A 22,633-nucleotide genomic window follows, 5' to 3' on the forward strand; every position below is an offset into this window, starting at 1 on the left:
AGCTATTTATTTATAAAGATTCTATTTCTTATTATGGAAAAGTTTTTTCTTGTCTTTGTAGTTTTTTCTATTTTTATTATTAATGCTTTTTCTTATCATATATTTTTTGCATATTTTGTATTATGTTTTTCATATTTTTTATTATTTTTTCTTTTATTGTGCTTTGTTTTTTTAACATTTTTTTTAGAAAAAAAATAGATTACTTTAAAAAAACTTTCTTAGAATATTTCATATTTTTATTTCTAATTTAAAATATTTTTCTTTGATTTTTTATTAGATATTTTTTTTTATTTTTTGTCTTAAATATTTTTTTGCATGTTTTATATTATTTTTCATATTTTTTATTATTTTTTCTTTTATTGTGCTTTGTTTTTTTTAACATTTTTTTAGAAAAAAAATAATTTATTTTTTAAAAGTAAAAATTAAAAAAAGTTTTTTTTAATTTTATTTTTTGCAAAAAAATCTTTTTTAACGTTTAAAGCCCTATAAAATAGGGATTTGAGTTAAAAAACAGCCACTATAAAGGGTTATCCTGCCTCTATACAAGTTTTATATTTTTTACTATAATTTTTTCAATTTCAAATTACAAATTTTTAAGAAAAAAAATGCAAAAAAATATAGAAGAATTACTCGAAGAAATAAAAAAAGTTAGAAAAGCAAGTTCTGTTATAAAAGATAAATTTGATAGAAATAAAATATTTAATCATTATGTCAGTTCTTATTCAATAAAAAACAATGTTAATAATTTTAATAAATCCTCTTTTTCTAAACAAGTTGTCGTAAAACTTTTAAGTAATTTATCAAGTGCTGGAGCGAAAAGAGCGATAAACTATATCTTAAAAAATAATGATACTCCTTACCTGATTAATGAAAAAGGGGAAGAGGTTTTAGCTAAAGAAGTTTTAAAAGATTGGAATAATGATTTTTCTAAATCAGAAAATGCAAAAGATGCTTGGCATTTAATGTTTTCTATAAAAGAAAGTGCCACTCCTAAAAATCTTGAAATATTAAAAAAATCTGTTCAGCGAGTTATGGATAATAATTTTCTAGGTTATAAGTATATTATGGTTTTACATACTCATCAAAATAATCCACACGCCCACATAGTTTTAAATAAAAGAAATATATTGACAAAAAAGAAAATTCATTTCAATAAAAAAGAAGATATAAAAGAGTTTTGGGACGATGTTAGAAATAATTTTAGTATGACTTTAAATAACAAAGGTTTGCGTTATCATAATCATTCCATTTTAGAAAAAGATTTAAAGAAAGAATGTGAAAGAATTAAAAGAAATTTATACCTTAATGAGTATGAAACCAAAAATGATTTAAATGAAATTTTATTAAATAGTATCAAGAGAGAAAATATTAAAATTGAAAAGAAAAAAGTAGAATTGATTTCTTTTATGAAGAGAATAAAATTTTAAAAGATGAAAGAAAAAATTTGCTTAATCTTTTTAATCAATATAAAAAGAAAAATAATAAAAAATTTTATAAAATTGGGCGAGATTTAAAGCTTAATAATAAAAAAATAAATGAGAATGAAAAAATTATTTTAAATGAGATAAAAGAGTTAAAAGAAATTTATCCAAAAATTGAAATTTTAAACAAAGAATTAAATAAATTAACTTATGAAAAAATAATCGATGTAAAAAGATTAGAAACGTTTTCAGATAGTATAAAAAATGTAAAAATTTCATCAAAAAAAGATTATCAAGAATTCTTAAAAGTTAGAAGTTCTATTTCTAAAAATAATCAAAATTTAGATGATGCGATTAAAAAGAATTTAGAAGCAAATCTTATCTCTTTAAATCTTTTCAATGGTAAAAAACAAAATATTTTTAATTTAAACAATAAAATTCAAAGTTTAAATAATGCAATTTATTTGCTTAAAAAATCAAATTCTGAAGTATGGGAATACGAAAACTACCTTAAAACTTTAGAAAGCAATAAGGACTTCTTAAAGGATAATATTTCCTTTAGATTTAAAAATTTAAAATTAGAACTTTCAAATAAAAGCACTAAAAAGATTAATCCTTTTTTGATTAAAGAATATCAGAAAGGTTGTGAAATTTTAAATATCAAAGATGATTTAAATATAATCAATAAAATTAATAATTCTAGTTATTTTGGTAAGGTTAATAATAAGCAAAATGAAAATTTAAATGATTTAAAGAATAGAAGTTATGATTAATGCGGATTATCCGCATTAATTAAGGTATTTACTATCTTTTGCTTCAGTAGGGTCGCAAATTACAGAGTTATTTTTTCCCTTATAACAAATAATATTGACTAATTTATATTTATTTTCATTATTTTTTAATAGAAAATAATTACAATAATCAGCAAAAGATGGCTTTTCTTGAATTTGTTCTTTTACAAATTGGACAAGCGAATTTCTAATTTTAGAATCAACATGACTTAAGTTTTTAATTGAAGTATAATCATAAATTTCATAACTTGGATATTTACTTTTAATTTTTTCAATTGCTGGATTAAAAAAAAGGAGAGTTATCCTTGTTTTCTGCTTTTATTAAGCTATCACTGCACCCCGTTAAAAAACTGATTAGCCCTAAGACTAAAATTCCTTTTAAATTTTTTTCATTTTTTTCCTTTCTTGAAATGTTTTTAAGGTTTAGAAAACCACTTTTCCATATTTTTATCAAAAATAATCTCCAAACTTATATCTTTAATCATTTTTAAATGTAAATGATATATTGTAGCTTTGCTTACTATGACGTGGCAATACAATATCACCAAAATTTTCATGATGAATCGCATCAGGTAAAGTCTGCGCCTCTAATGCAATGCCTTCATTTTTATTTGCCAAAGCGCCTTTATCTCGGCTAAATGAAATGTTTTGTCCTTCGATCTTTTCAGGCGTATAAACAACAAGTCCATTACGATCAGAATGCACGATAATTTGACGCTTGCTTTCTTTATCTTTTAAAATGGCAACCAAATTTGTTTTAAGCACATAAGCTGTATCTAGTCCTTTAATTTCTTTAAGCACGGATTCTACATTTTTAAAATGACGAAAATCATAAGGTGTGTTATCAACAGCGAGAAATTTTCCAGTAGGGATTAAATACTCATCAGTTTCTAAAATATGGTCGCTATTGATTTGTAATTCATGCGTTGTCAAATCGCGACGATTGCTCAGATTAAAATAAACATGGCACGTTGGATTAAACAAAGTATCTTCTTCGCCACCTATTGCGCTATATACAATGCTTACTTTATTTTGATTATCCAAGGTATAAACAATACTAGCTTGTATCTCTCCAAAAAAGCCATCCATACTTTCATCGATCTTTTTTTGAAAAGTCACACTCGCTCCATTTTCATCAACCGAAGTTGAATATTCCCAATTCCAAGTTGAAAAGCCATGTGGCCCACCATGAAGAGTATTACCATGATCGTTTTGCGGCAATTTATAATGCTTATAAGATGCGTTTTTGATCCTTCCAGCAACCCTGCCGATTGATTTGCAAATATTTTGAGGATTTGAGTAATAATCGTTAATATTATCAAAACTCAATAATAAATTTTGATGCTCTTTATCCTTAGTCGGAACTAAAAACTGATGCCAAATTGCCCCCATACTAAGGCAGGAAATTTCTACATTATTGTCATTGATCAAACGAATTCGCGTCACTTTTTCATCATTATACTCGCCAAATGTTTCTTGCAATATTTTCATTTTTGCCCTCCTAAAAAATCTTATACCATTTTGACATTAATTAATAAATACTTTTTAAGAATGGTGTAAAAAAATTAAAAGTGATTTAAAAAGATAAGAAGTGAAAAAATATTTAGGGAATAACCCTAAATATTAGTGAGAACAAGCGCTTTTTCCATTCATAATAGGCTGAATTGCAGAATTATCCGCACCGCCTTCATTGTTAATCTTTTCTATGAAATTCCAAATTTTCTCAGCCGCCATTAAATAACGCTTTGAACTCACGCTTTCAGGATGATAAAAACTCACTGGTTTTCCATCATCTCCACCTTCTCTAACGATCATTTCAATAGGAATTTGTGCTAGAACTTCGCTTTTGTAAGCTTTCGCCATTTCTTCAGTGGTTCCTTTGCCAAAAATATCATATTCTTTGCCATTATCAGGGCATAAAAATCCACTCATGTTTTCTACGATACCTGCGATTGGAATATGAAGTTTGTTAAACATATCAAGCGCTCTTTTGCTGTCATCTAAAGAAACGGTTTGTGGAGTGCTTACACATACACCTGCAGTGATTGGGATGCTTTGTGCAGAGGTGATTTGTGCATCACCTGTTCCTGGAGGCATATCTAAAAATAAAACATCAAGTTCAGGCCAAATCACATCAGCGAGTAATTGCTCCATCGCTTTCATGATCATCGCGCCACGCCACATAAGTCCTTGTCCTTCTTCGATCAAAACTCCCATACTCATCATATAAATTCCATGAGTTAAAATAGGCTTTAATCTTTGTCCAACCACTTCAGGTTGAGTTTTGGTTTCTCCAAGCATTCTTGGGATATTTGGCCCATAAATATCCGCATCCAAAATCCCTACTTTTTTACCCATTTTTGCCATAGAAATAGCTAAATTTACGGTTGTGGTCGATTTGCCCACGCCACCTTTACCACTTGAAATCATGATGAAATTTTTCACTTGCGGAACGATATTTTTACCGCTTCTTGAATTGCTTTTTTCTTCAGGAATTTTTGGTGTGATAATATTAATTTCTATATTTTTTAAATTTAAAGATGATAAAACTTCGCTAACATTTTTGCGAATTTCATTAGAAACTTCAGGATTAGACGAAGCGATTTCAATATTGATAAAAGCTTCATTATTTTCTACTTTAACTTCTTTTACAAAATTAAAACTGACTATATCTTTTTCAAAACCAGGATATTTAACGCTTTTGAGTTTTTCTAAAATTTGTTCTTTCATAATTCTAATCTTTCCTTAAAAAATTAAAAATTTATTTTACTAATAAAAATCTAAAATTTAGCTTTTTGTAAGTGTATAATATGGTAACATTATATACATAGATAAAATTATAAATTTTAAGGAACAAAAGTGCAAGAATTAAGTCTAATTATGCTAGCAGCTGGAAATTCTACACGTTTAAATATGGAAGTTAAAAAGCAATTTTTACGTATAGGAGAAGATCCTTTATGGCTTTATGCGACAAAAAATTTAAGCTCTTTTTATCCGTTTAAAAAGATAATTGTTACTTCTGGTAATGTTTCTTACATGAAAAAATTTACAAAAAATTATGAAATTGTAGAAGGTGGAGACACAAGAGCGCAATCTTTAAAAAAAGCCTTAGAATTAGTCGAAACAGAATTTGTTATGGTTAGCGATGTTGCAAGAGTTTTTATCAGTAAAAATTTATTTGATCGTTTGCTTGAAAATATCGATAAAGCAGATTGCATCACCCCTGCTTTAAAAGTTTGCGATACCACGCTTTTTGATGAACAAGCCATACAAAGAGAAAAAATTAAACTCATTCAAACGCCACAAATTTCACGCACAAATTTACTCAAAAAGGCCTTAGAACAAAATTCTGATTTTACAGATGATAGCACCGCTATCGCAGCTTTAGGGGGTAAAATTTGGTTTATAGAGGGTGAAGAAAATGCTAGAAAACTAACCTTTAAAGAAGACTTAGTTAAATTAAATCTCCCAAAACCTAGTCATGAAATTTTTTGCGGAAATGGTTTTGATGTCCATGAATTTGGCCAAACAAGGCCTTTAATCTTAGGCGGTATCGAAATTCATCCTAGCATGGGCTTAAAAGCACATTCAGATGGCGATGTTTTAGCGCATTCTTTAACCGATGCGATTTTAGGTGCGGCTGGCTTAGGCGATATAGGCGAACTTTATCCTGATACTGATATGAAATTTAAAGATGCTGATTCTATGGAACTTTTAAAAAAGGCTTATCAAAAAGTCAAAGAAGTTGGCTTTGAGCTTATAAATGCTGATATTTGCGTTATCGCAGAAGCTCCAAAACTACACAAATTTAAAGAAGAAATTAGAGCTAATATAGCCTCAACCCTTAATATCAGCGAACACAGGATCAATGTAAAAGCCACCACCACAGAAAAACTAGGATTTATCGGTCGCAAAGAAGGCATAGCGGTTTTAAGCAATGCAAATTTAAAATATTTTGATTGGACAAAATTATGAAAGTTTTAATCATAGAAAATGAAATTTACTTAGCGCAAAGCATCGGTATAAAACTTAATAATATGGGCTATGATTGCACTATTATTAATTCTTTTAATGAATTTAATGAAGAAAAACGTTATGATATTATCTTACTTTCAGCTAATACTAGTAATTTTTTAAAAGCTGTAGAACATTTTAAAAACAGTATTATTATTTTACTGATTTCTTATATAAGCACTGATGTAGTTTCAACGCCTTTAAAAATGGGTGCTAGTGATTACATACAAAAACCTTTTATGATAGAAGAGCTAATAAGAAAAATAAAACACCATCAAGATTTTAGAAAGCTTTTAGCAGCAAATAAAACTTATGAAAGCTACATAAAATCTCGCATAAAAATGATAAAAATTCCAGAATACAATTATAAAAAAATCAAACTTCCACTCATTTTAAAATCCAATCTCCAAAATTCAGCTGATGCTTTTGTTTTTAAATATCTTTATGAACATAATATGGAATTTGCTTATATTGATTTAGCTGCTACTAATGCCATCGAAAAAGTAATGAAATTTCATTTTGAAAATTCTCTTTTATTTTTGAATAATCTTCAAATTTTAAAAACATCAGAGAGAGAAATTTTATTTAATTTCATAAAAAATAAGCCTGTAATTTTGCACACGAATTCTCAAATAGAAAATTCAAAATTCAATCAAATAGATCTAAACGATGATCAAAAGGGCATCATCAGTGATGAAATTTTAACTATTGATGAGTATATAAGATACATAGTTTTAAACTATCAAAATGTGCTTTCTGATACAGAGCTTTCTAAAAAAATAGGAATTTCTCGCAAATCCTTATGGCAAAAAAGGAAAAAATATGACCTCAAGAAAAAATAAAACAATTATAATTGATGAAAATGAATTAGGCATTCTTTCTCTTATAGAAGAAGGTTTGCTAGGGAATTGCAATTATTTAATGGATGAAAATGAAAGTAAAGAAATTTTAAAAACTGGCAAATTAAAAGGAGAAAATTTTCCCTATCCTTTCACCTTTGCTCCTAAAAATGCAGAAAAAGTCTTAAAAAATCTCAAAGAAAAAGATAAAATCGAACTCATTTGTAATGAGAAAATAGTAGGTTATATAGAATTTAAAAATAAATTTAAAAATGATAAAAATTTTTCGAGTATTTTCAGCTCTAGAACCTGTTCTTTAGAAAACAATGGAAAAACTTGTATCAGTGGAAAAATAAAAATCTATGATTCTCCTATAAAAACTATCAAACAACAATTTCAACTCGTAAAAGAAAAACTCAATGCTCAAAAAATAACTGCTTTAGTGACCAATCTTGATCCTTTGCATAGAGCACATGAAAGAATGTTTCGTTGGGCTATAGATAAAGCGGATTTAGTAGTGATCTTTTTAGTAGAATCTTTTTATGAGGATGGCTTTGAATTTAATTTAAAAGAAAAATATTTGCAAAAGCTCATACAAAATTATTTGCCACCCGATAAAATCTTTGTTTTTCCTTTAAAAAATATTGATCTTTTTCATTCTCATTTAAATCCTGCACTTGAAAGCATAGTAGCAAAAAATTTAGGCTGCACTAAACTTGTGGTAGGACAAAATCACACAGGCCTTGGGATGTTTTATGATGAAAATCAACCCAAATCGATTTTGGATGAATTTTCCAAAGATTACGGCATAGAAGTGATTATTTTACCTGAATTTGTATTTTGCAATGTTTGCCATATGATCGTAAGTACTCGATCTTGCCCGCATGGATTTCACCATCATTTACATTATAATTCTCAATCTTTGAAAAATTTATTAAGATTAGGTATTATTCCACCTGCGCTTTTTATGCGAAAAGAAATTTCAAGTATGATTTTATCTTCAATCTTTCCAAAGCGTTTTAAAAATTTTCAAAAAATATATAACGATCTTTTTGCCACAGATGGTATTTTAGAAGATAAAGAAGATGAAGAATTTTATCAAAAACTTTTAGAAGCGTATCAAATGTCTTATATCGTTTGAAAGGTAATAATGCAAAAAATTTTCTTGACTTTTTTTTATTCAGGTTGCGCCCCAAAAGCATCTGGAACTTTTGGGACTATCGCTGCTTTAATTCCTGCTTTTTTTATTTTAAGATATCTAGGAAGCACCACATTAGTACTACTTAGCTTTTTGATTTTTCTCATCAGTATACGTGTGATTGATGATTATGAAAAAAGCACTGGAATTCACGATGATAAACACATAGTAATTGATGAAGTTGCGGGAGTTTTTTTAGCTTGTGCTATAGCAGCTAATGCATCAAATTCTTTATTAAATTTCATCATGGCTTTTGTATTTTTTCGCTTGTTTGACATCACTAAACCTTCTATTATAGGAAAGATTGATAAAAAAGTTAAGGGTGGCTTAGGAGTGATGTTAGATGATATGGCAGCGGGTTTATTTGCTGGACTTTTAAGCGCTGTAATCTATGGAATTTTAATCAAATTTGATCTTTTATTTTGGGATAAAAAATTAATAGATTTATTTTGAAATTTTTCTTAAATTAATGAAATTTTAAATTTTATTCTTATATAATTAACCCTTAAAATTTCAAAAAAGGAATATTTAATGGCAAACCATAAATCTGCTGAAAAAAGAGCGAGACAGACTATTAAAAAAACAGAAAGAAATAGATTTTATAGAACAAGACTTAAAAATATCACAAAAGCTGTAAGAGAAGCAGCTGCTAAAAATGATAAAAACGCTGCAAATGAGGCTTTCAAAATAGCTAATAAAAGCATTCATGCTATGGTTAGTCGCGGTTTTCTTAAAAAACAAACTGCTTCACGCCGTGTAAGCCGCTTAGCTCTTTTAGTTAATAAAATTGCATAATTTTATTTTTAATGTTAGCTGATAAACTAGACCCTTTTTTAAAACGCTATGAAGAGTTAAATTCTCTTCTTAGTAGCTCTGATATCATTAATGATATCGAAAAGATGACTTCTCTCTCGAAAGAACAAAAGAATTTAGAACCTATTGTTTTAAAGGCTAAAGAATATTTACAAACTTTAGAAAGTATAGAAGAAAACAAAGCTTTGCTTAATGATAGCGAACTTGGAGAACTAGCTAAAGAAGAACTAAAAATTCTAGAAGAATCTAAACCAAAACTTGAAGAAGAACTTAAAATTTTACTCTTACCTAAAGATCCAAACGATGAAAGAAATATCTTTTTAGAAATTCGTGCGGGCACTGGTGGAGATGAGGCTTCTTTATTTGTTGGCGATCTTGTAAAAGCCTATTCAAGATACGCAGAAAATCGTAATTACAAATTAGAAATAGTCAGTTCAAGCGAAGGAAGTGTTGGAGGTTTTAAAGAAATTATAATGCTAGTTAAAGGCATAGGGGCTTATTCTAGATTAAAATACGAAGGCGGAACTCATAGAGTTCAAAGAGTTCCTCAAACAGAATCTCAAGGAAGGGTACATACTTCTGCAATTACGGTTGCTGTTATGCCAGAAGTAGATGATATCGAAATACAAATCAATCCTAATGATCTAAAAATCGATGTGATGCGTTCTTCAGGTCATGGCGGACAAAGTGTTAATACTACCGATTCAGCCGTTCGTATCACTCATATCCCTACTGGTATAGTTGTGGTCAATCAAGATGGAAAAAGTCAGCATAAAAACAAAGAAAGTGCTATGAAAGTTTTAAAAGCTAGACTTTTTGAAATGCAAGAAAGCGAACGCTTAGCCCAAGAAAGTGAAGCAAGAAAATCTCAAGTGGGAAGTGGAGATAGAAGTGAACGCATACGCACTTACAATTTTCCTCAAAATCGTATCAGTGATCATCGTATAAATTTAACCTTATATCGTTTAGACTCTATCATGCAAGATGGACTTTTTGATGAAATTATCGAACCTTTAATCGCCCATTATCAAGCTGAGTCTTTGCAAGAGCAAAATTTATAATTTTGCTCTTTTTTTAGTGTTTGTGTGGAAATTTATGTGGATTTCCATTAGCTCCTGCAAAGCTGATTTCGCCTTGATTGATATCATAAGCTTGTCCAAAACCTTTAACAAATCTTCCTTTTTTGAATTCAAGTTTAACCAAATGAAAATCAAGCATTTTTCTTATAGTTTTTATTCCGCCTTCTGCACCTGTTTGTCTTTCAAATTCATCATAAATTTTATCAAATTGCTCCCCTCTTTCTATAAAATTTGCATCCACCCTATAACGCAACCTTTTGCGAAGTATCACAGAAGCAGCTTTACTTTCATCCTCTAAAAACATTATTTCTATATTGCTTGGATTTGCTTTGATATTGTTAAAATGCTCACTCACTTCACTGATATAAATATAATTCCCCAAATCAGTCGCTACAAAAGGTGCATAAGAGCAAACAACTTCATTATTTTCACTTAAAGTCGCTAAACATACAGAATTAAAACTTGATTTAAATTCCTCAATTTCCTTAGCCACTCCGCTAAAATCCTGCTCGGTTTTTGCACTCATACAAAGAGAAATAATCGTATCTTTTAAAGTCTCTTCATTCGCTTTTTTAGGGAATTCAATGCGCAAAGTTTCATCATCGTTATAAATGATATCCAAACCCTCAAAATCAACATGACTTAATTTCACATCTTTAACTTCTTTTACACCTCCAAATTTTTTACAAAGATCGACTAAATTTGATCGGTGATGTTCATTCATGTGAGAAATAATGCTTTCTAGATTCATTTTTATTCCTTTTATTAAAAATTTTAATTTTAAAATGATATCAATTATCAAATTAAATAAATCTTAAGGACTAATCTAATATTTTTAAAATCAAAAATTTTATTTATTTTTAAGACAATAAACGATAAATTTATCACTTTATATTATGATATACATTATCATTATTTAATCTCTTAAGGAGTTAATCTTGCATAAAAAAATAACGTTGATAAAATTCTTTATCCTGATCAATTTTTTACTCATTGATATTAATGCACAAGAAAACAACGAAGAAGATAAGGTTAAACTGGATGAAATCGTTGTTTCTGCAAGTAAGCAAGATTTTGATAATAGTTTAAGAAATGTCATCGTTATTAACAGCTCCGATTTGCAAAAAAAAGGTTTTAGCTCCATAGAACAAGCTTTAGAAAGAATGGCTGAAATTAATTTTGTTAATTTTGGACTAGGAAGAAATATTGACATGCGAGGTCAAGGTGATAAATCCAATGTCGCTGTTAAAGTCATGATCGATGGAAAATCAATTAACATGCTTGATAATTCTCATGGAGTAACTCCGCTAAATAGTATCAATCTTGATAATGTTGAACGTATAGAAATTATCCCAGGTGGAGGCTCTGTACTTTATGGAAATGGTACTCGCGGAGGTGCGATCAATATCATCACAAAAAAACAAAAAAAAGATTTATTTTCTATAGCTATAAAAGGAAATGGATACAATCGACACAAATTAGGTGGCAATTTAGAAATCAATGCGGCCAAAAAAATCAACGAAAATCTAGCCTTTAGTTTTAATATGGAAGGCTTTAATCAAGATGGTTATCAAGATGGTTATAATGAAAAAGGCTATTTTATAAACACTAAAACCTATATCAACCCTAACGAGCAAAGCGATTTGATTTTTGGTTATAATTATTTTAAAAGCAAAAATACAGGAAGTGGATATTTAACAAAAGCACAAATTGAAGACAATCCTAAACAAAAAGGCAATGGAGAAAATATCACCTCTATTAATAGACCTGAAATCACTCTAGATTATCATTACTATCTTGATGATACTTGGGAATTTGATCTAGAAACTTTCTGGCAAAATCAAAAAATCAATTATCTCAAAGATGTTTCCATGATGACTGTTATGGGTATAACCTTGCCTGTATATCAAAATGGAAGTAGTTTTGAAGATACCTTTACAGGGATAAATCTTAAAAGCAGATACAACTATAAAGACAATTCTTATCTTATCTTTGGTTATGAATTTGCTAATCATGATGCTAAAAGAACAAGCATTATCCATTATGATGTAAATATGCCTAAATTTTCAATCAATCACACCATGACAACTCTTATGGACATGAAAAAGCAAAGCCATTCTTTATTTGCACTTGATTCTCATGAATTTAATGATATTTTCAGCATTTCTAGTGGGTTAAGATATGAACGCAGTTTTTATAAAACAAATAGAAACTATACAAGCAAAATGCTTATTACTCAAATACAAAAAAATAATACTGAAACCTTTAATACTGAAAATCAAGGCAATAATTTTGCCTTTGAAATCACTCCAAATTTTAAATACTCAAACACAGGAAGTTTATACCTTAAATATGAAAGAGGCTTTATATCTCCTTCACCGGCACAATTTGTCAATAAAGATCAAAAAACACAAAAATATTATTCTTCAGATTTAAATTCTGAAATTTTTAATACCTTTGAACTAGGAATCAATGATCTTTGGTGGGATTTTTATGGATTTAATTTAACTTTATTTTACACCCTAAGTAAGGATGAAATTTCATATCTTGGAAATCCACATTCTGAGGCAGGTGCTTTTTGGAAATATTACAATATCGACCAAACTCATCGTATTGGCGCGGAATTAAATTTCGATCAAAGCTTTTTAGATGATGCGCTTATATTTAGACAAAGCATAGCCTATATAGATGCTAAAATTTCAAAAGGGATTAACAAGGGAAAAAGAATTCCTTATGTCTCAAAAATCAAAGCTAGTCTCGGTGTAGAATACGCTATCAATTCAAATTTTAGTACCTTTTTGGATCTAACTTATTATTCTCGTGCTAAAGATGGTGGAACGATAGATGAAAAAACCGGAAAAATGAGCAAAAACACTTGGATAAAAGATTATGCTTTAACAGATATTGGTTTAAGCTATTATTATAAAAAATTACAAATTTCTAGCGGAATCAGAAATCTTTTTAACAAGCAATACTACACCTATCAAGACAGCCTCAATGACGAATATTTATCAGGAAGTGGTAGAAATTATTATTTAGAGTTAAAATATGTTTTTTAATCCAATCTTACCTTAAAAAATTCACAACTTTGACAAAGCTTTTCGATGCGTTTATTTTCCTCAAAAGCTTTTTTCATCGATGTTAAACGCTTAGAATTTAAAAGATTTTCAAAACCATCTTTAAAAACATTGCCCAAATTTATATCCCCTTTAGCATCCAAACAACAAGGAACTAAAGTTCCATCACTCAAAATTCCAATTTGATCTTTTAAGGCGTAACATTTTCCATGAAAATATAAAGGCGTATCATCCAAATTTGGCCACTTAAAAAGCTTATTTTGATGAAGGATAATGTGCCTTGCTAAATAATTTTTTGCCAAAGCAAAATCAATATCTTTTTGAAATTCTTTAGATAAAAATTCATAAATGATAAAATTTTCTTTAGGTGCTTTAAAATCAGTATCTAAATTCCAAAGCCTAAGATTAATAAAGCTTGTTTTTTGGCACCTTATATGTTCTTTGCAAAATGTTAAAATAGGATCAAAATATTGCTTTAAAGAAAACTTGCTTTGGCTTAAAAAAGCCATCAAAGAAATATTAATCTGACGGATATTTTCATAATTTAATAATAAATCGCGATTTTTAACATCAAAATAAAAACCGCTTGTAGTAATCTCAAGTTTCATATCATAATCTTTAGCAATGTCTAAATAACTCTTTAAATCCGGCAAAAGTAAAGGATCGCCTAAAAGATGTAGAGTAAAAAGCTTAGATTGATTATGAATTTGCTTTGCTAAAATGATAAAATTTTCTTTAGACATAATTTTTCGCATTGCTTTTTGTGAAGGGCAAAAATCACATTTTAAACCACAAATATCGCTTAATTCTATATAAATTTTTTTAAATTTCATTCTTTTATCCAAAAATAGTTATTTTACCAATTTTCAAGTAAAATAGTAACATTATTTATAAAAATTCTTATTTTTTTATTCCTTTACTTAGGTATTTTAAAGTATTAAAAAAAATCATGCTACACTTAAAATAAAAACTTGCAATATTAAGGACTTGTATGCAAAAATCTACTCATAAAATTCGCTCTATCATGGCAGCAAGCAGTGGAAATCTAGTAGAATGGTTTGATTTTTATATCTATGCTTTTACAGCAACATATTTTGCTCACACTTTTTCAACATCAGATAATCCTACAATCCAACAAATTAATGCTTTTGGAGTTTTTGCCGCAGGATTTTTTATGCGCCCTATAGGCTCTTGGATCTTTGGCTCTTTAGCTGACAAGATGGGTCGTAAAAAATCTATGATAATATCTGTAGTTTTAATGGCTTTAGGTTCTTTTATGATAGCAGCCCTACCAAGCAAAAATATAGTTGGTAATCTTGCTATTATCTTGCTTTTAATAGCAAGACTTATACAAGGTCTTAGCGTAGGCGGAGAATATGGTATAGCAGCAACTTATCTTTCAGAACTCGCCGTAGAAGGAAAACGCGGTTTTTACTCTTCTTTTCAATATGTAACTCTAATAGGCGGACAACTTCTAGCGGTTATGAGTATTAGTATAATGTTTTTATTTTTTAGTATTGATGATATGAAGGAATATGCTTGGAGAATACTTTTTATCATAGGTGGAATTTTAGCACTTGGTTCATTTTTTGCAAGAAGGATGATAAATGAAAGCGCCACCAAACTTCATCAAAATGAAGATCGTGGAACTTTAAAAGCATTATGTAAATCTTGGAAACCTTTTTTAATAGTGCTTGCAATAACTTCTGGAGGTTCTTTAACTTTTTATACTATCACTACTTATACGAAAACCTTTATAGAAAATGCGGGTATGGATAAAATACTTGTTAATAATCTTTTTTTAGGTGCTTTATTTATACTTATGATTATCCAACCTATTTTTGGCTATTTAGGAGATAAAATAGGACATAAGAATTCTTTAATTATATTTTGTATTTTAGCCCTTGTAGGAATTTATCCTATTTTTGCATTGATCACTAAAAATGCACAAAATAGTTCTTATTTGGTATTTATCTTGGTAGTATTATTATTTATTATTTTAAGTTTTTATACTTCAGTCGCTGGAATTTTTAAAGCTAAACTTTTTCCTGAGCATATAAGAGCTTTAGGAACAGGTCTAGGTTATGCTATTTCAAATGCTGTTTTTGGAGGATCTGCACCTTGGATAGCTTTACAATTTAAAAATGCAGGTATGGAAAATGGCTTTTTTATCTATATAACTATTTTTATAATCATTATGCTTATAGCCACTTTATGCTTACCTAAAAAATCAGAACTTAAGTAAATTTAGAGCTTTTAAAGAAAGTATTGATAATGGGATAGATTTTAGTTCTTTAATTTCTTTAAATTCATAATCTTTAGTTTTAATTTTTAAAATTTGATGATACACTTTAATATTGATTTTATATTTAGTATAACTATGTTTAAACTCTCCTAAAAACATCATATTTTTTTGCTTTTTAAATTCATTTTGCTTAAATAAAGGAAAATTATACATGCCCTTATAAAGCTTTTCTTGACTTTTTTCAACAGCAATTTGATCTTTATAAATATAAAAAATAAGTGCTAAATTTAATTTTTCATAAAGAATTTTCTTATTTTCAGGATAAGAATGTGGGTTAAATTTGGCCTTGCAAAAATCATACAAAGGGCAAACTCCACATTTTGGATTTTTTGGCAAACAAACCAAGGCACCTATATCAAGCAAAGCTTGATTATGATTAAAAGCATCATTTAAATTTAGGATTTTATATGCTTTTGATTCGAGCTCTTTCATGTTCGCATTTTTTAAAGCAAAAAGGCGAGAAAGCACACGGCGTATATTGCCATCAACAAAAGCCACCTTTTGATCATAAGCAAAACAAGCAATTGCACCTGCTGTATAAGCGCCTATACCGCTTAAGCTTTTTAATTTCTCAAACTCTTTTGGCAAAATACCACCGAATTTCTCCATACATTCTAAAGCTGCTTTTTTTAAATTTCTAGCACGAGTGTAATAACCAAGTCCTTGCCAAGCCTTTAAAAGCTCATCTTCATTAGCACTAGCTAAACTTTGCAAAGTAGGAAATTTTTGTAAAAATGGAAAATAAAATCTTTCTAAAACAGATTTTACCTGAGTTTGCTGAAGCATAATTTCACTGATATAAACCCCATAAGCTCTATCAATTTGTTTCAACCTATCATCACAATGAGTACTTTGCAAATTCCGCCAAGGTAGATCTTTTCGCCCCTTATCTTCATACCAAAGAAGTAATTTTTTTTGAAGTTTGTCAATGGTTTGTTTTTGCATAAATCAAAGTATATCAAAAATTTTAGATTTTTTTTGATAAAATAAACAAAATCGATTCTTAAAAAGGGGAAAATATGTTGGCTTTTTTTAAAGGTTTAGGTGTAGGATTTTTATGTCTTTTACTTTTTGTAGCTGGAGTGGTTTTTAATGTTGAATTTTTAGATAAAAAACATTCAAATCAAGCTTTAAATTTTTCAAGAAATATAGAAATTAGCACTCATTTAAAACCTGATGAATTCTATACAAATATTAACTTTTGGGCTAATGAAAATCTTGATAGCAAAATCACCCTAAGCGACGATGAAAAAAAACAAATTGCAGATACTTTTAATCAAATCATACAACGTACCCAAAAAGATAATTTTTGCAGCGGGGGAAGTTTTTCTTTAGAACCTAATTTTTCTTACAAAGATGGCATACAAACCATAAAAGGACAAAAATTAAATGCAAATTTAGAATGCGTTATCAAAGAAAATGATCTTGAAAATTTCAACCATTTTTTAAATGATTTAAATACTATAGTTAAAAAAAGTTCTTTTGTGGGAGTTTCTATACCTTCTTTAGAACCTAAATTTTCAAAAAAACTTTTACAAGAAAATAAAGAAGAACTTTATAGCCAACTTTTACAAAAGGCTTATTCTTATGAAACAATTTACTCTAAAGATTTAAATAAAACTTGTACATTAAAAACCCTAGATACAAATTTAAATGCAAATATATCACCAAGATTTTTTGCTGCAAAATCCAATGATATGCAATTATCCTTGCCTGTTGTTAAAAATACAGAACAAAGCTTAAGCGCTACAGCATTATTTATATGTAAATAGCAAAATAAACTCATTTTAAGTTTATTTTGCTAGAATTTCATCTTTAAACTTTGCGGGAATAGCTCAGGGGTAGAGCACAACCTTGCCAAGGTTGGGGTCGCGAGTTCGAATCTCGTTTCCCGCTCCATATCACCCGCCCGGGTGGTGGAATTGGTAGACACAAGGGACTTAAAATCCCTCGGAATTTTTCTTCCGTGCCGGTTCAAGTCCGGCCTCGGGCACCACTTTCTAAATTTATCAGGGCGACATAGCCAAGCGGTAAGGCATGGGCCTGCAAAGCCTTGATCTCCGGTTCGAATCCGGATGTCGCCTCCAAAAAAGGCACAAAATCATAATCGGGAGATGGCTGAGTGGTCGAAAGCGGCGGTCTTGAAAACCGTTGAGGGTAACACCTCCAGGGGTTCGAATCCCTTTCTCCCGGCCACTAACTTCTTAAATACTCTATACAAAAACATAATAATATTATATAATCCTCTAAAAAGAATTTTAATGGAAACAATGAAAGAATTTTATATGCAATTAGCCTTAAATGAGGCTTGGAAATATCAATTTTTAACCTATCCTAATCCTGCAGTAGGCTGTGTGATTTTAGACAAAAATGAAAAAATATTAGCCATAAAAGCACATGAAAAAGCAGGTTTAGCACACGCAGAACTCAATGCAATTGCTCATGCTTTTAAAAGATTAAAGCCTGAAATTTCAATGCCTAAAGAAGCTAATGCCTTGCATGATTTTATTTGTAAAAATCATCAAAATATATTTAAAGAAGCCATCGCTTTTGTTACCTTAGAACCTTGCTCTCATCAAGGAAAAACCCCTCCTTGCGCAAAGCTTTTTAGCGAACTTGGTTTTAAAAAAATTTTTATCAGTGTTAAAGATGAAAATGATATCGCAAAAGGCGGGGGAGATTTTTTAAGAAAACAAGGCATAAAGGTAGAATTTGGCATACTCGAAAAAGAAGGAAAAGATCTTTTAAAACCTTTTTTAAAATGGCAAAAAGGGCAATTTAAACTTTTTAAATTAGCCCTTTCTATGAATGGATCAGCTTTAGGAAAAATCGTTAGCAATGAATTAAGCAGAACTTATGCTCATAAAATTCGATCAATCATAGATCTTTTGGTAGTAGGTGGTCAAACCATAAGAAAAGATAAACCGACTTTAGATGCAAGACTTTGTCAAGGAAAGGCGCCCGATCTTTGCATTTTAAGCCATGAAAAACTAGAAAATTTTGATCATAATATCCCTTTATTCCAAATTCCAAATCGCCAAATTTATACTCAAATTCCAGAAAAAGCTAGATTTTTAATGTATGAAGGAGGAGAAAATTTTTTAAAAAGTTTTAAAAATGAAATGGATTTATTTTTAATTTTTCAAAGTTCCATTTTAAATGATCAAAAAAATGTTACAATACCTTTAAATTTAAAACCTCTTTATAAAAATTTTTTAGGAAATGATACCTATGGCATTTATGAATCTGAATAAAATTTTTCGCGTAAATTATGATTTTAATTTCTTTAAAATTGAAAAGAAAAGTGATATTAAAAATATTATTTTAAAAGATTATATTTTAAAGTCTTACAAAGATGAACTTAATCCAAATGGGGAAACTTTTATCTATCAAGGAATAAAAGAGCAAGTTTTTAAGGAAAATGATGAAATTCTTATTTTAAATATTGGTAGAAAAATCATATTTTTTAAAAATTTAACCCAAAATTCAGACAATCTCGGAGAAATTCAAACAAAACAAAGTGTGCTTTTATCTTTTTTATTTTTTGGAAGCTTGTTTTTTGCTAGTTTATTTTTGATGCAATTTAACCTAACCGATTTGTTTTTTCTAATTTTATGTATTATAGTATTAATCGCAAGTTCTATTAGCACTAATCTACTTTTTAAACATATCAATTTATTAAAAAAATTTTCAAAAGAAGAAATAAGAGAATTTTTAAAAAAAAGAAAAAATGTTAAAGCATAATGCTTTAACATACAGTTTTTAAATTTGTAGCAAGACCACCCAAAGAAGTTTCTTTGTATTTATAATTCATATCTTTACCAGTTTCATACATCGTCTCTATCACTTCATCAAGACCAACTTTAGGGGTTGATTGTCGAGTCATAGCCATTCTTGCCGCACTAATAGCTTTAATCGCTCCAAAAGCATTTCTTTCAATACAAGGAATTTGGACAAGTCCCGCAACGGGATCGCAAGTTAAACCTAAATGATGTTCCATTGCTACTTCAGCAGCATTGCAAGCTTTGAAGGCATTAGCACCCAAAACCGTAGCCATTGCGGCAGCAGCCATAGAACTTGCACTACCAATTTCAGCTTGACATCCAGCTTCGGCTCCACTAATACTTGCATTTTTCTTATACAATGAACCAATTAACATAGCTGCTAATAAGAAATTTACAGCTTGATCATCATTAAAACCTATAGTATGATTTTTAAGATAAAGCATAACAGCAGGAACAACTGCACAAGCCCCATTCGTAGGAGCTGTAACTACTCTAGCACCACTTGCATTTTCTTCTGCAACTGCAAGTGCATATAATGAAATGAAATCAATTATTCCCATAGGATCAGCTGTCATAGAAATACGCTCATGTAAGCCTTTAGCTCTGCGTTTTAAATTAAGCTTTCCAGGCAAATACTCTTCGGTAGGATGAATTCCATTATAATAAACTTCTTGCATCACTTCCCAAATTTCAAGGCAATAAGACCTAATCTCTTCTTTTGTATGAAATTGCAATTCATATTGATAAGAAAGCTCTGCCAAATTCCAATTATTTTTCTCGCAAAATTCAAGAACTTCTTTAGCACTATTAAGCTCTATTTCATTTTTACTTGATAAGTTTTGACCTGAATTCTTATTTCTTTTTTCTAATTCTGCAGCAGTTAAAACAAAACCACCTCCTACAGAATAATAAGTTTCTTCATCAACAAGTTCATCTTTTTCATTAAAAGCTTTAATTTGCATTCCATTTTCATGCAAAGGTAAAAAATCTTTAGAAAAAATCAAATCTCTTTCATAATTGAAATTTAATTCTTTTTCTCCACATAGATTGATTTTACCTTTTTCTAAAGCGTTTTTATTGGCTTCTTCTTGTATAGAGGCGCTTAAATTTTTAGCTTCTAAGCCATTTAAGCCCCAAATTACAGCCTTATCACTTAAGTGTCCTTTGCCAGTTAAAGACAAAGAACCATAAAGAGTAACTTGAATTTTAGTTATTTCATCAAGTCTTTTCGCAATCTTTTTACAAAATAAATTTCCAGCAAGCATAGGTCCTAAGGTATGTGAAGATGAAGGACCTACTCCTATTTTAAAAATACTTAAATTACTCATCATATCCTACTTTACAAAATATTCTAAAATAAGATTATGTACAACAGCTGAAATTGCTACTATTCCCATAATAGCAATAAAAATATCTAAAGCTTTACTACGGAATTTTGCCAAAATATCAAAACGATAAATGCAATAAATTGGCATTAAGAAAAGCAATATCGCTAAAACAGGACCACCTATAGTCTCGATAATACCTATAACACTTGGATTTTCATAAGCCACATACCAAGCAATAGCAAAAGTGATAATCGCTGTTAAAGTTTGAGCTAATTTACCTTGAATTTTTCCATTACTTGCCTTGTATAAAATACCATTTAAACCTTCTTGAGAACCAAGATAATGTCCTAAGAAACTTTTACTGATCGCAACAAGAGCAACAATAGGCCCAACATAGGTTAAAACAGCTACTTGAGGGAATTTATTTGCGATAAAAGTTAAAATATTAACATTTTGAGCTTTTGCAGAAGCAAATTCTGCAGGAGTAAAAGTCAAAGCACAAGAAAAAATAAAAAACATAACCACAAAAACCATTAAAACTACCGCTGAAGAAATAATTCTTCTAGCACGAAACTCTGCATCATCGCCATATTCTTTTTTGCAAAAACACGCTAAAGATGAAATAATAGGAGAATGGTTAAAACTAAATACCATAACAGGAATTACAAGCCATAAAGTCACCCAAAAATTACTTGTTTGAAATACTGAAAAATCTATATTTGTAAATAAAGCTGTATTCCATTGAGGAATTAAAAGCAACGAAAGGATAAATAAAAATATAATGAAAGGGAAAACAAGAAAACTCATAGCTCTAGTAACCACACCTTCACCAAAAATTGAAACAAGAACTAAAGCACCTACAACTAAAAAGCTTATCCATATACGAGCCCCATGAAGTGTTGCTGCATCATAATGAAACTGATTGATTAAAAATTCAATCAAAGTCGTTGTAAGATTTGCACTATAAACAAGCAAAATAGGCAAAATAGCAAAAAAATACAATACAGTGATTAAAAATCCACCGCCTTTACCAAAATAACTTTCTGCAACAAAAGTAATATCATCTTTTGGATTAGAACTTGAAAGAACAAAACGACATAGATTTCTATGAGCTAAATAAGTCATAGGAAAAGCTAAAACAAGTATAACTAGCAAGGGAATCAATCCACCAAGTCCTGCACTTATAGGTAGCAAAAGGACACCTGCGCCAATTGCTGTTCCAAAAAGAGATAACACCCACCTTATATCGTGGCTGGTCCATGTATTGTTAGAAGTATTCATCTGTTTTTCCTTTTTTTAACGATAAAATAAGTGAATCATTATATCAGATTTTTGTAAATATTACAGATATTTTTATTATATAATTAATTTTTACGAAATATTTTATTAATTAAAAATTAATAAATCAGTAGAATTTTAAGATGATCAAAGTATTATATTAAAGTATATAAAAATATTCTTTTGGTTTTAATTAAAATATTTGAAAAAAATCAAATATTTTAATTATTTTTTAACACTTTATAATTAGTGATCCATTTTTTGCCCTAAGATATTGCCTTGAGCATCTGTATATATTTTCATATAATTATTTAATTCAAATTTATATCCACTCACTTCCTTACTCACCTCTAAAATTTGTGCGTTTGATGAAGTGCTTATCTTAGACATAATGTTTGGCAAAATACTGTTAGGCAATGCCTGATATTTTCCATCCACTTCTTTCCATTCCCCATTGATCATAAAATCTATTTCTGTCCCATTATTTAAAGTTACATCAAAAGAATCAATATCTTTTTTAACTAAAGCAATTTGAGCATTTTTAAAATTTGTAGCGATAAATTCTTGCGCATTTTTTGGAAGAGTATTAGCAGGAACAATAATATCTTTAGCTAAAAGTACTGTAGCTCCTAATAAAGCCGCTAAACCTAATTTTATTTTCATTTTTTCTCCTTTTTTGTTTTGGTTGCAAGAATTAAATCTAAT

The 22,633-nt window shown here is 29.2% G+C and carries 21 protein-coding genes and 4 tRNA genes; 17 read left to right on the forward strand and 8 right to left on the reverse strand.

All coding sequences use genetic code 11. The features are described from left to right. Positions 1–605: 605 nt before the first annotated feature. On the forward strand, positions 606–1,427 hold the full coding sequence (locus tag CQA75_RS09090; RefSeq protein WP_171000057.1) for a relaxase/mobilization nuclease domain-containing protein: 822 nt from the start codon (positions 606–608) through the stop codon (positions 1,425–1,427). A 17-nt stretch (positions 1,428–1,444) separates the two neighbouring features. After that, a complete protein-coding gene (locus CQA75_RS09095) occupies positions 1,445–2,194 on the forward strand; it encodes a hypothetical protein (protein ID WP_171000058.1) in 750 nt (249 codons plus the stop codon). Positions 2,195–2,689: 495 nt separating this feature from the next. On the opposite strand, the gene CQA75_RS00420 is transcribed toward CQA75_RS09095, so the two are convergent. Further along, positions 2,690–3,703 (reverse strand): aldose epimerase family protein, encoded by a 1,014-nt coding sequence (locus CQA75_RS00420; protein WP_137623092.1) that lies wholly within the window; start codon positions 3,701–3,703, stop codon positions 2,690–2,692. Positions 3,704–3,835: 132 nt separating this feature from the next. Then, entirely contained in the window at positions 3,836–4,942 is a 1,107-nt protein-coding gene (locus CQA75_RS00425) for an Mrp/NBP35 family ATP-binding protein (protein WP_137623093.1), read from the reverse strand. Between the two features lie 129 nt (positions 4,943–5,071). Here CQA75_RS00425 and CQA75_RS00430 point away from each other — a divergent pair, with 129 nt between their 5' ends. The 6 genes from CQA75_RS00430 to prfA all read left to right on the forward strand — a co-directional run bounded on the left by CQA75_RS00430 (position 5,072) and on the right by prfA (position 10,137). Next, positions 5,072–6,187, forward strand: coding sequence for a bifunctional 2-C-methyl-D-erythritol 4-phosphate cytidylyltransferase/2-C-methyl-D-erythritol 2,4-cyclodiphosphate synthase (locus CQA75_RS00430; RefSeq protein ID WP_137623094.1), 1,116 nt, complete (start codon positions 5,072–5,074; stop codon positions 6,185–6,187). Next, positions 6,184–7,068 carry a DNA-binding transcriptional response regulator gene (locus tag CQA75_RS00435; protein WP_137623095.1) on the forward strand — a complete coding sequence of 295 codons (885 nt, stop codon included), beginning with the start codon at positions 6,184–6,186 and terminating at the stop codon, positions 7,066–7,068. The genes CQA75_RS00430 and CQA75_RS00435 overlap by 4 nt, the downstream gene beginning before the upstream one ends. Then, a complete protein-coding gene (locus tag CQA75_RS00440; protein WP_137623096.1) occupies positions 7,049–8,206 on the forward strand; it encodes a sulfate adenylyltransferase in 1,158 nt (385 codons plus the stop codon). Before CQA75_RS00435 ends, CQA75_RS00440 begins: the two co-directional genes overlap by 20 nt. A 9-nt stretch (positions 8,207–8,215) precedes the next feature. After that, the gene (locus tag CQA75_RS00445) at positions 8,216–8,716 is read left to right on the forward strand and encodes a phosphatidylglycerophosphatase A family protein (protein ID WP_137623097.1); all 501 of its coding nucleotides are present in this window, start codon (positions 8,216–8,218) and stop codon (positions 8,714–8,716) included. Positions 8,717–8,794: 78 nt separating this feature from the next. Then, complete coding sequence (rpsT, locus tag CQA75_RS00450) at positions 8,795–9,058, forward strand: 30S ribosomal protein S20 (protein ID WP_137621647.1); 264 nt, start codon at positions 8,795–8,797, stop codon at positions 9,056–9,058. Positions 9,059–9,069: 11 nt separating this feature from the next. After that, the gene (gene prfA, locus CQA75_RS00455; RefSeq protein WP_137623098.1) at positions 9,070–10,137 is read left to right on the forward strand and encodes a peptide chain release factor 1; all 1,068 of its coding nucleotides are present in this window, start codon (positions 9,070–9,072) and stop codon (positions 10,135–10,137) included. A 13-nt stretch (positions 10,138–10,150) separates the two neighbouring features. On the opposite strand, the gene CQA75_RS00460 is transcribed toward prfA, so the two are convergent. Beyond that, on the reverse strand, positions 10,151–10,906 hold the full coding sequence (locus CQA75_RS00460) for a HugZ family heme oxygenase (RefSeq protein ID WP_137623099.1): 756 nt from the start codon (positions 10,904–10,906) through the stop codon (positions 10,151–10,153). Positions 10,907–11,093: 187 nt separating this feature from the next. Here CQA75_RS00460 and CQA75_RS00465 point away from each other — a divergent pair, with 187 nt between their 5' ends. Beyond that, positions 11,094–13,214, forward strand: a complete 2,121-nt coding sequence (locus CQA75_RS00465) for a TonB-dependent receptor (RefSeq protein ID WP_137623100.1) — start codon at positions 11,094–11,096, stop codon at positions 13,212–13,214. On the opposite strand, the gene CQA75_RS00470 is transcribed toward CQA75_RS00465, so the two are convergent. Next, positions 13,211–14,065 (reverse strand): SPASM domain-containing protein, encoded by an 855-nt coding sequence (locus CQA75_RS00470; protein WP_137623101.1) that lies wholly within the window; start codon positions 14,063–14,065, stop codon positions 13,211–13,213. The two genes, CQA75_RS00465 and CQA75_RS00470, sit on opposite strands and share 4 nt — an antisense overlap. 158 nt (positions 14,066–14,223) lie before the next feature. Between CQA75_RS00470 and CQA75_RS00475 the strand changes: the two genes are divergently transcribed. After that, positions 14,224–15,477: an MFS transporter gene (locus CQA75_RS00475; protein WP_137623102.1), complete on the forward strand. Its 1,254-nt coding sequence runs from the start codon at positions 14,224–14,226 to the stop codon at positions 15,475–15,477. Here the strand turns inward: CQA75_RS00475 and mutY are convergent. Beyond that, positions 15,463–16,482 carry an A/G-specific adenine glycosylase gene (gene mutY / locus CQA75_RS00480; RefSeq protein ID WP_137623103.1) on the reverse strand — a complete coding sequence of 340 codons (1,020 nt, stop codon included), beginning with the start codon at positions 16,480–16,482 and terminating at the stop codon, positions 15,463–15,465. The genes CQA75_RS00475 and mutY overlap by 15 nt on opposite strands. A 74-nt stretch (positions 16,483–16,556) precedes the next feature. Between mutY and CQA75_RS00485 the strand changes: the two genes are divergently transcribed. The 7 genes from CQA75_RS00485 to CQA75_RS00515 all read left to right on the forward strand — a co-directional run bounded on the left by CQA75_RS00485 (position 16,557) and on the right by CQA75_RS00515 (position 19,281). Continuing rightward, positions 16,557–17,309, forward strand: coding sequence for a hypothetical protein (locus CQA75_RS00485; RefSeq protein WP_137623104.1), 753 nt, complete (start codon positions 16,557–16,559; stop codon positions 17,307–17,309). A gap of 52 nt (positions 17,310–17,361) precedes the next feature. Then, positions 17,362–17,436 (forward strand) — tRNA-Gly (locus CQA75_RS00490). An 8-nt stretch (positions 17,437–17,444) separates the two neighbouring features. After that, a tRNA-Leu gene (locus tag CQA75_RS00495) sits at positions 17,445–17,533 on the forward strand. A gap of 17 nt (positions 17,534–17,550) precedes the next feature. Then, a tRNA-Cys gene (locus tag CQA75_RS00500) sits at positions 17,551–17,624 on the forward strand. 21 nt (positions 17,625–17,645) lie between these two features. Next, positions 17,646–17,733: transfer RNA gene (locus tag CQA75_RS00505), tRNA-Ser, on the forward strand. A 74-nt stretch (positions 17,734–17,807) separates the two neighbouring features. Beyond that, positions 17,808–18,791, forward strand: coding sequence for a bifunctional diaminohydroxyphosphoribosylaminopyrimidine deaminase/5-amino-6-(5-phosphoribosylamino)uracil reductase RibD (ribD, locus tag CQA75_RS00510; protein WP_137623189.1), 984 nt, complete (start codon positions 17,808–17,810; stop codon positions 18,789–18,791). Next, positions 18,769–19,281: a hypothetical protein gene (locus tag CQA75_RS00515; protein ID WP_137623105.1), complete on the forward strand. Its 513-nt coding sequence runs from the start codon at positions 18,769–18,771 to the stop codon at positions 19,279–19,281. The genes ribD and CQA75_RS00515 overlap by 23 nt, the downstream gene beginning before the upstream one ends. 4 nt (positions 19,282–19,285) lie before the next feature. Here CQA75_RS00515 and CQA75_RS00520 read toward each other — a convergent pair whose 3' ends face one another. The 3 genes from CQA75_RS00520 to CQA75_RS00530 form a co-directional block, all read right to left on the reverse strand. Further along, on the reverse strand, positions 19,286–20,650 hold the full coding sequence (locus tag CQA75_RS00520; RefSeq protein WP_137623106.1) for an L-serine ammonia-lyase: 1,365 nt from the start codon (positions 20,648–20,650) through the stop codon (positions 19,286–19,288). A gap of 6 nt (positions 20,651–20,656) precedes the next feature. Next, positions 20,657–21,931, reverse strand: coding sequence for an aromatic amino acid transport family protein (locus CQA75_RS00525; protein ID WP_137623107.1), 1,275 nt, complete (start codon positions 21,929–21,931; stop codon positions 20,657–20,659). Between the two features lie 243 nt (positions 21,932–22,174). Then, on the reverse strand, positions 22,175–22,591 hold the full coding sequence (locus CQA75_RS00530; protein ID WP_137623108.1) for a PepSY-like domain-containing protein: 417 nt from the start codon (positions 22,589–22,591) through the stop codon (positions 22,175–22,177). Between the last annotated feature and the right edge of the window lie 42 nt (positions 22,592–22,633).

The sequence above is a fragment of the Campylobacter taeniopygiae genome (assembly GCF_005406225.1).
In the GTDB taxonomy this organism is placed as follows: Bacteria; Campylobacterota; Campylobacteria; order Campylobacterales; family Campylobacteraceae; genus Campylobacter_D; species Campylobacter_D taeniopygiae.

Excerpts from the sequence above, each read along its gene's own strand:
- CQA75_RS00530 (WP_137623108.1), bottom strand. The coding sequence starts at position 22,591 with ATGAAAATAAAATTAGGTTTAGCGGCTTTATTAGGAGCTACAGTACTT.
- rpsT (WP_137621647.1), top strand. The coding sequence starts at position 8,795 with ATGGCAAACCATAAATCTGCTGAAAAAAGAGCGAGACAGACTATTAAA.
- CQA75_RS00460 (WP_137623099.1), bottom strand. The coding sequence starts at position 10,906 with ATGAATCTAGAAAGCATTATTTCTCACATGAATGAACATCACCGATCA.
- CQA75_RS00475 (WP_137623102.1), top strand. The coding sequence starts at position 14,224 with ATGCAAAAATCTACTCATAAAATTCGCTCTATCATGGCAGCAAGCAGT.
- mutY (WP_137623103.1), bottom strand. The coding sequence starts at position 16,482 with ATGCAAAAACAAACCATTGACAAACTTCAAAAAAAATTACTTCTTTGG.
- CQA75_RS00425 (WP_137623093.1), bottom strand. The coding sequence starts at position 4,942 with ATGAAAGAACAAATTTTAGAAAAACTCAAAAGCGTTAAATATCCTGGT.
- CQA75_RS00435 (WP_137623095.1), top strand. The coding sequence starts at position 6,184 with ATGAAAGTTTTAATCATAGAAAATGAAATTTACTTAGCGCAAAGCATC.
- CQA75_RS00520 (WP_137623106.1), bottom strand. The coding sequence starts at position 20,650 with ATGAGTAATTTAAGTATTTTTAAAATAGGAGTAGGTCCTTCATCTTCA.
- CQA75_RS00515 (WP_137623105.1), top strand. The coding sequence starts at position 18,769 with ATGGCATTTATGAATCTGAATAAAATTTTTCGCGTAAATTATGATTTT.
- CQA75_RS00445 (WP_137623097.1), top strand. The coding sequence starts at position 8,216 with ATGCAAAAAATTTTCTTGACTTTTTTTTATTCAGGTTGCGCCCCAAAA.
- CQA75_RS00440 (WP_137623096.1), top strand. The coding sequence starts at position 7,049 with ATGACCTCAAGAAAAAATAAAACAATTATAATTGATGAAAATGAATTA.
- CQA75_RS00485 (WP_137623104.1), top strand. The coding sequence starts at position 16,557 with ATGTTGGCTTTTTTTAAAGGTTTAGGTGTAGGATTTTTATGTCTTTTA.
- CQA75_RS00470 (WP_137623101.1), bottom strand. The coding sequence starts at position 14,065 with ATGAAATTTAAAAAAATTTATATAGAATTAAGCGATATTTGTGGTTTA.
- CQA75_RS00525 (WP_137623107.1), bottom strand. The coding sequence starts at position 21,931 with ATGAATACTTCTAACAATACATGGACCAGCCACGATATAAGGTGGGTG.
- CQA75_RS00420 (WP_137623092.1), bottom strand. The coding sequence starts at position 3,703 with ATGAAAATATTGCAAGAAACATTTGGCGAGTATAATGATGAAAAAGTG.
- ribD (WP_137623189.1), top strand. The coding sequence starts at position 17,808 with ATGAAAGAATTTTATATGCAATTAGCCTTAAATGAGGCTTGGAAATAT.
- CQA75_RS09090 (WP_171000057.1), top strand. The coding sequence starts at position 606 with ATGCAAAAAAATATAGAAGAATTACTCGAAGAAATAAAAAAAGTTAGA.
- prfA (WP_137623098.1), top strand. The coding sequence starts at position 9,070 with ATGTTAGCTGATAAACTAGACCCTTTTTTAAAACGCTATGAAGAGTTA.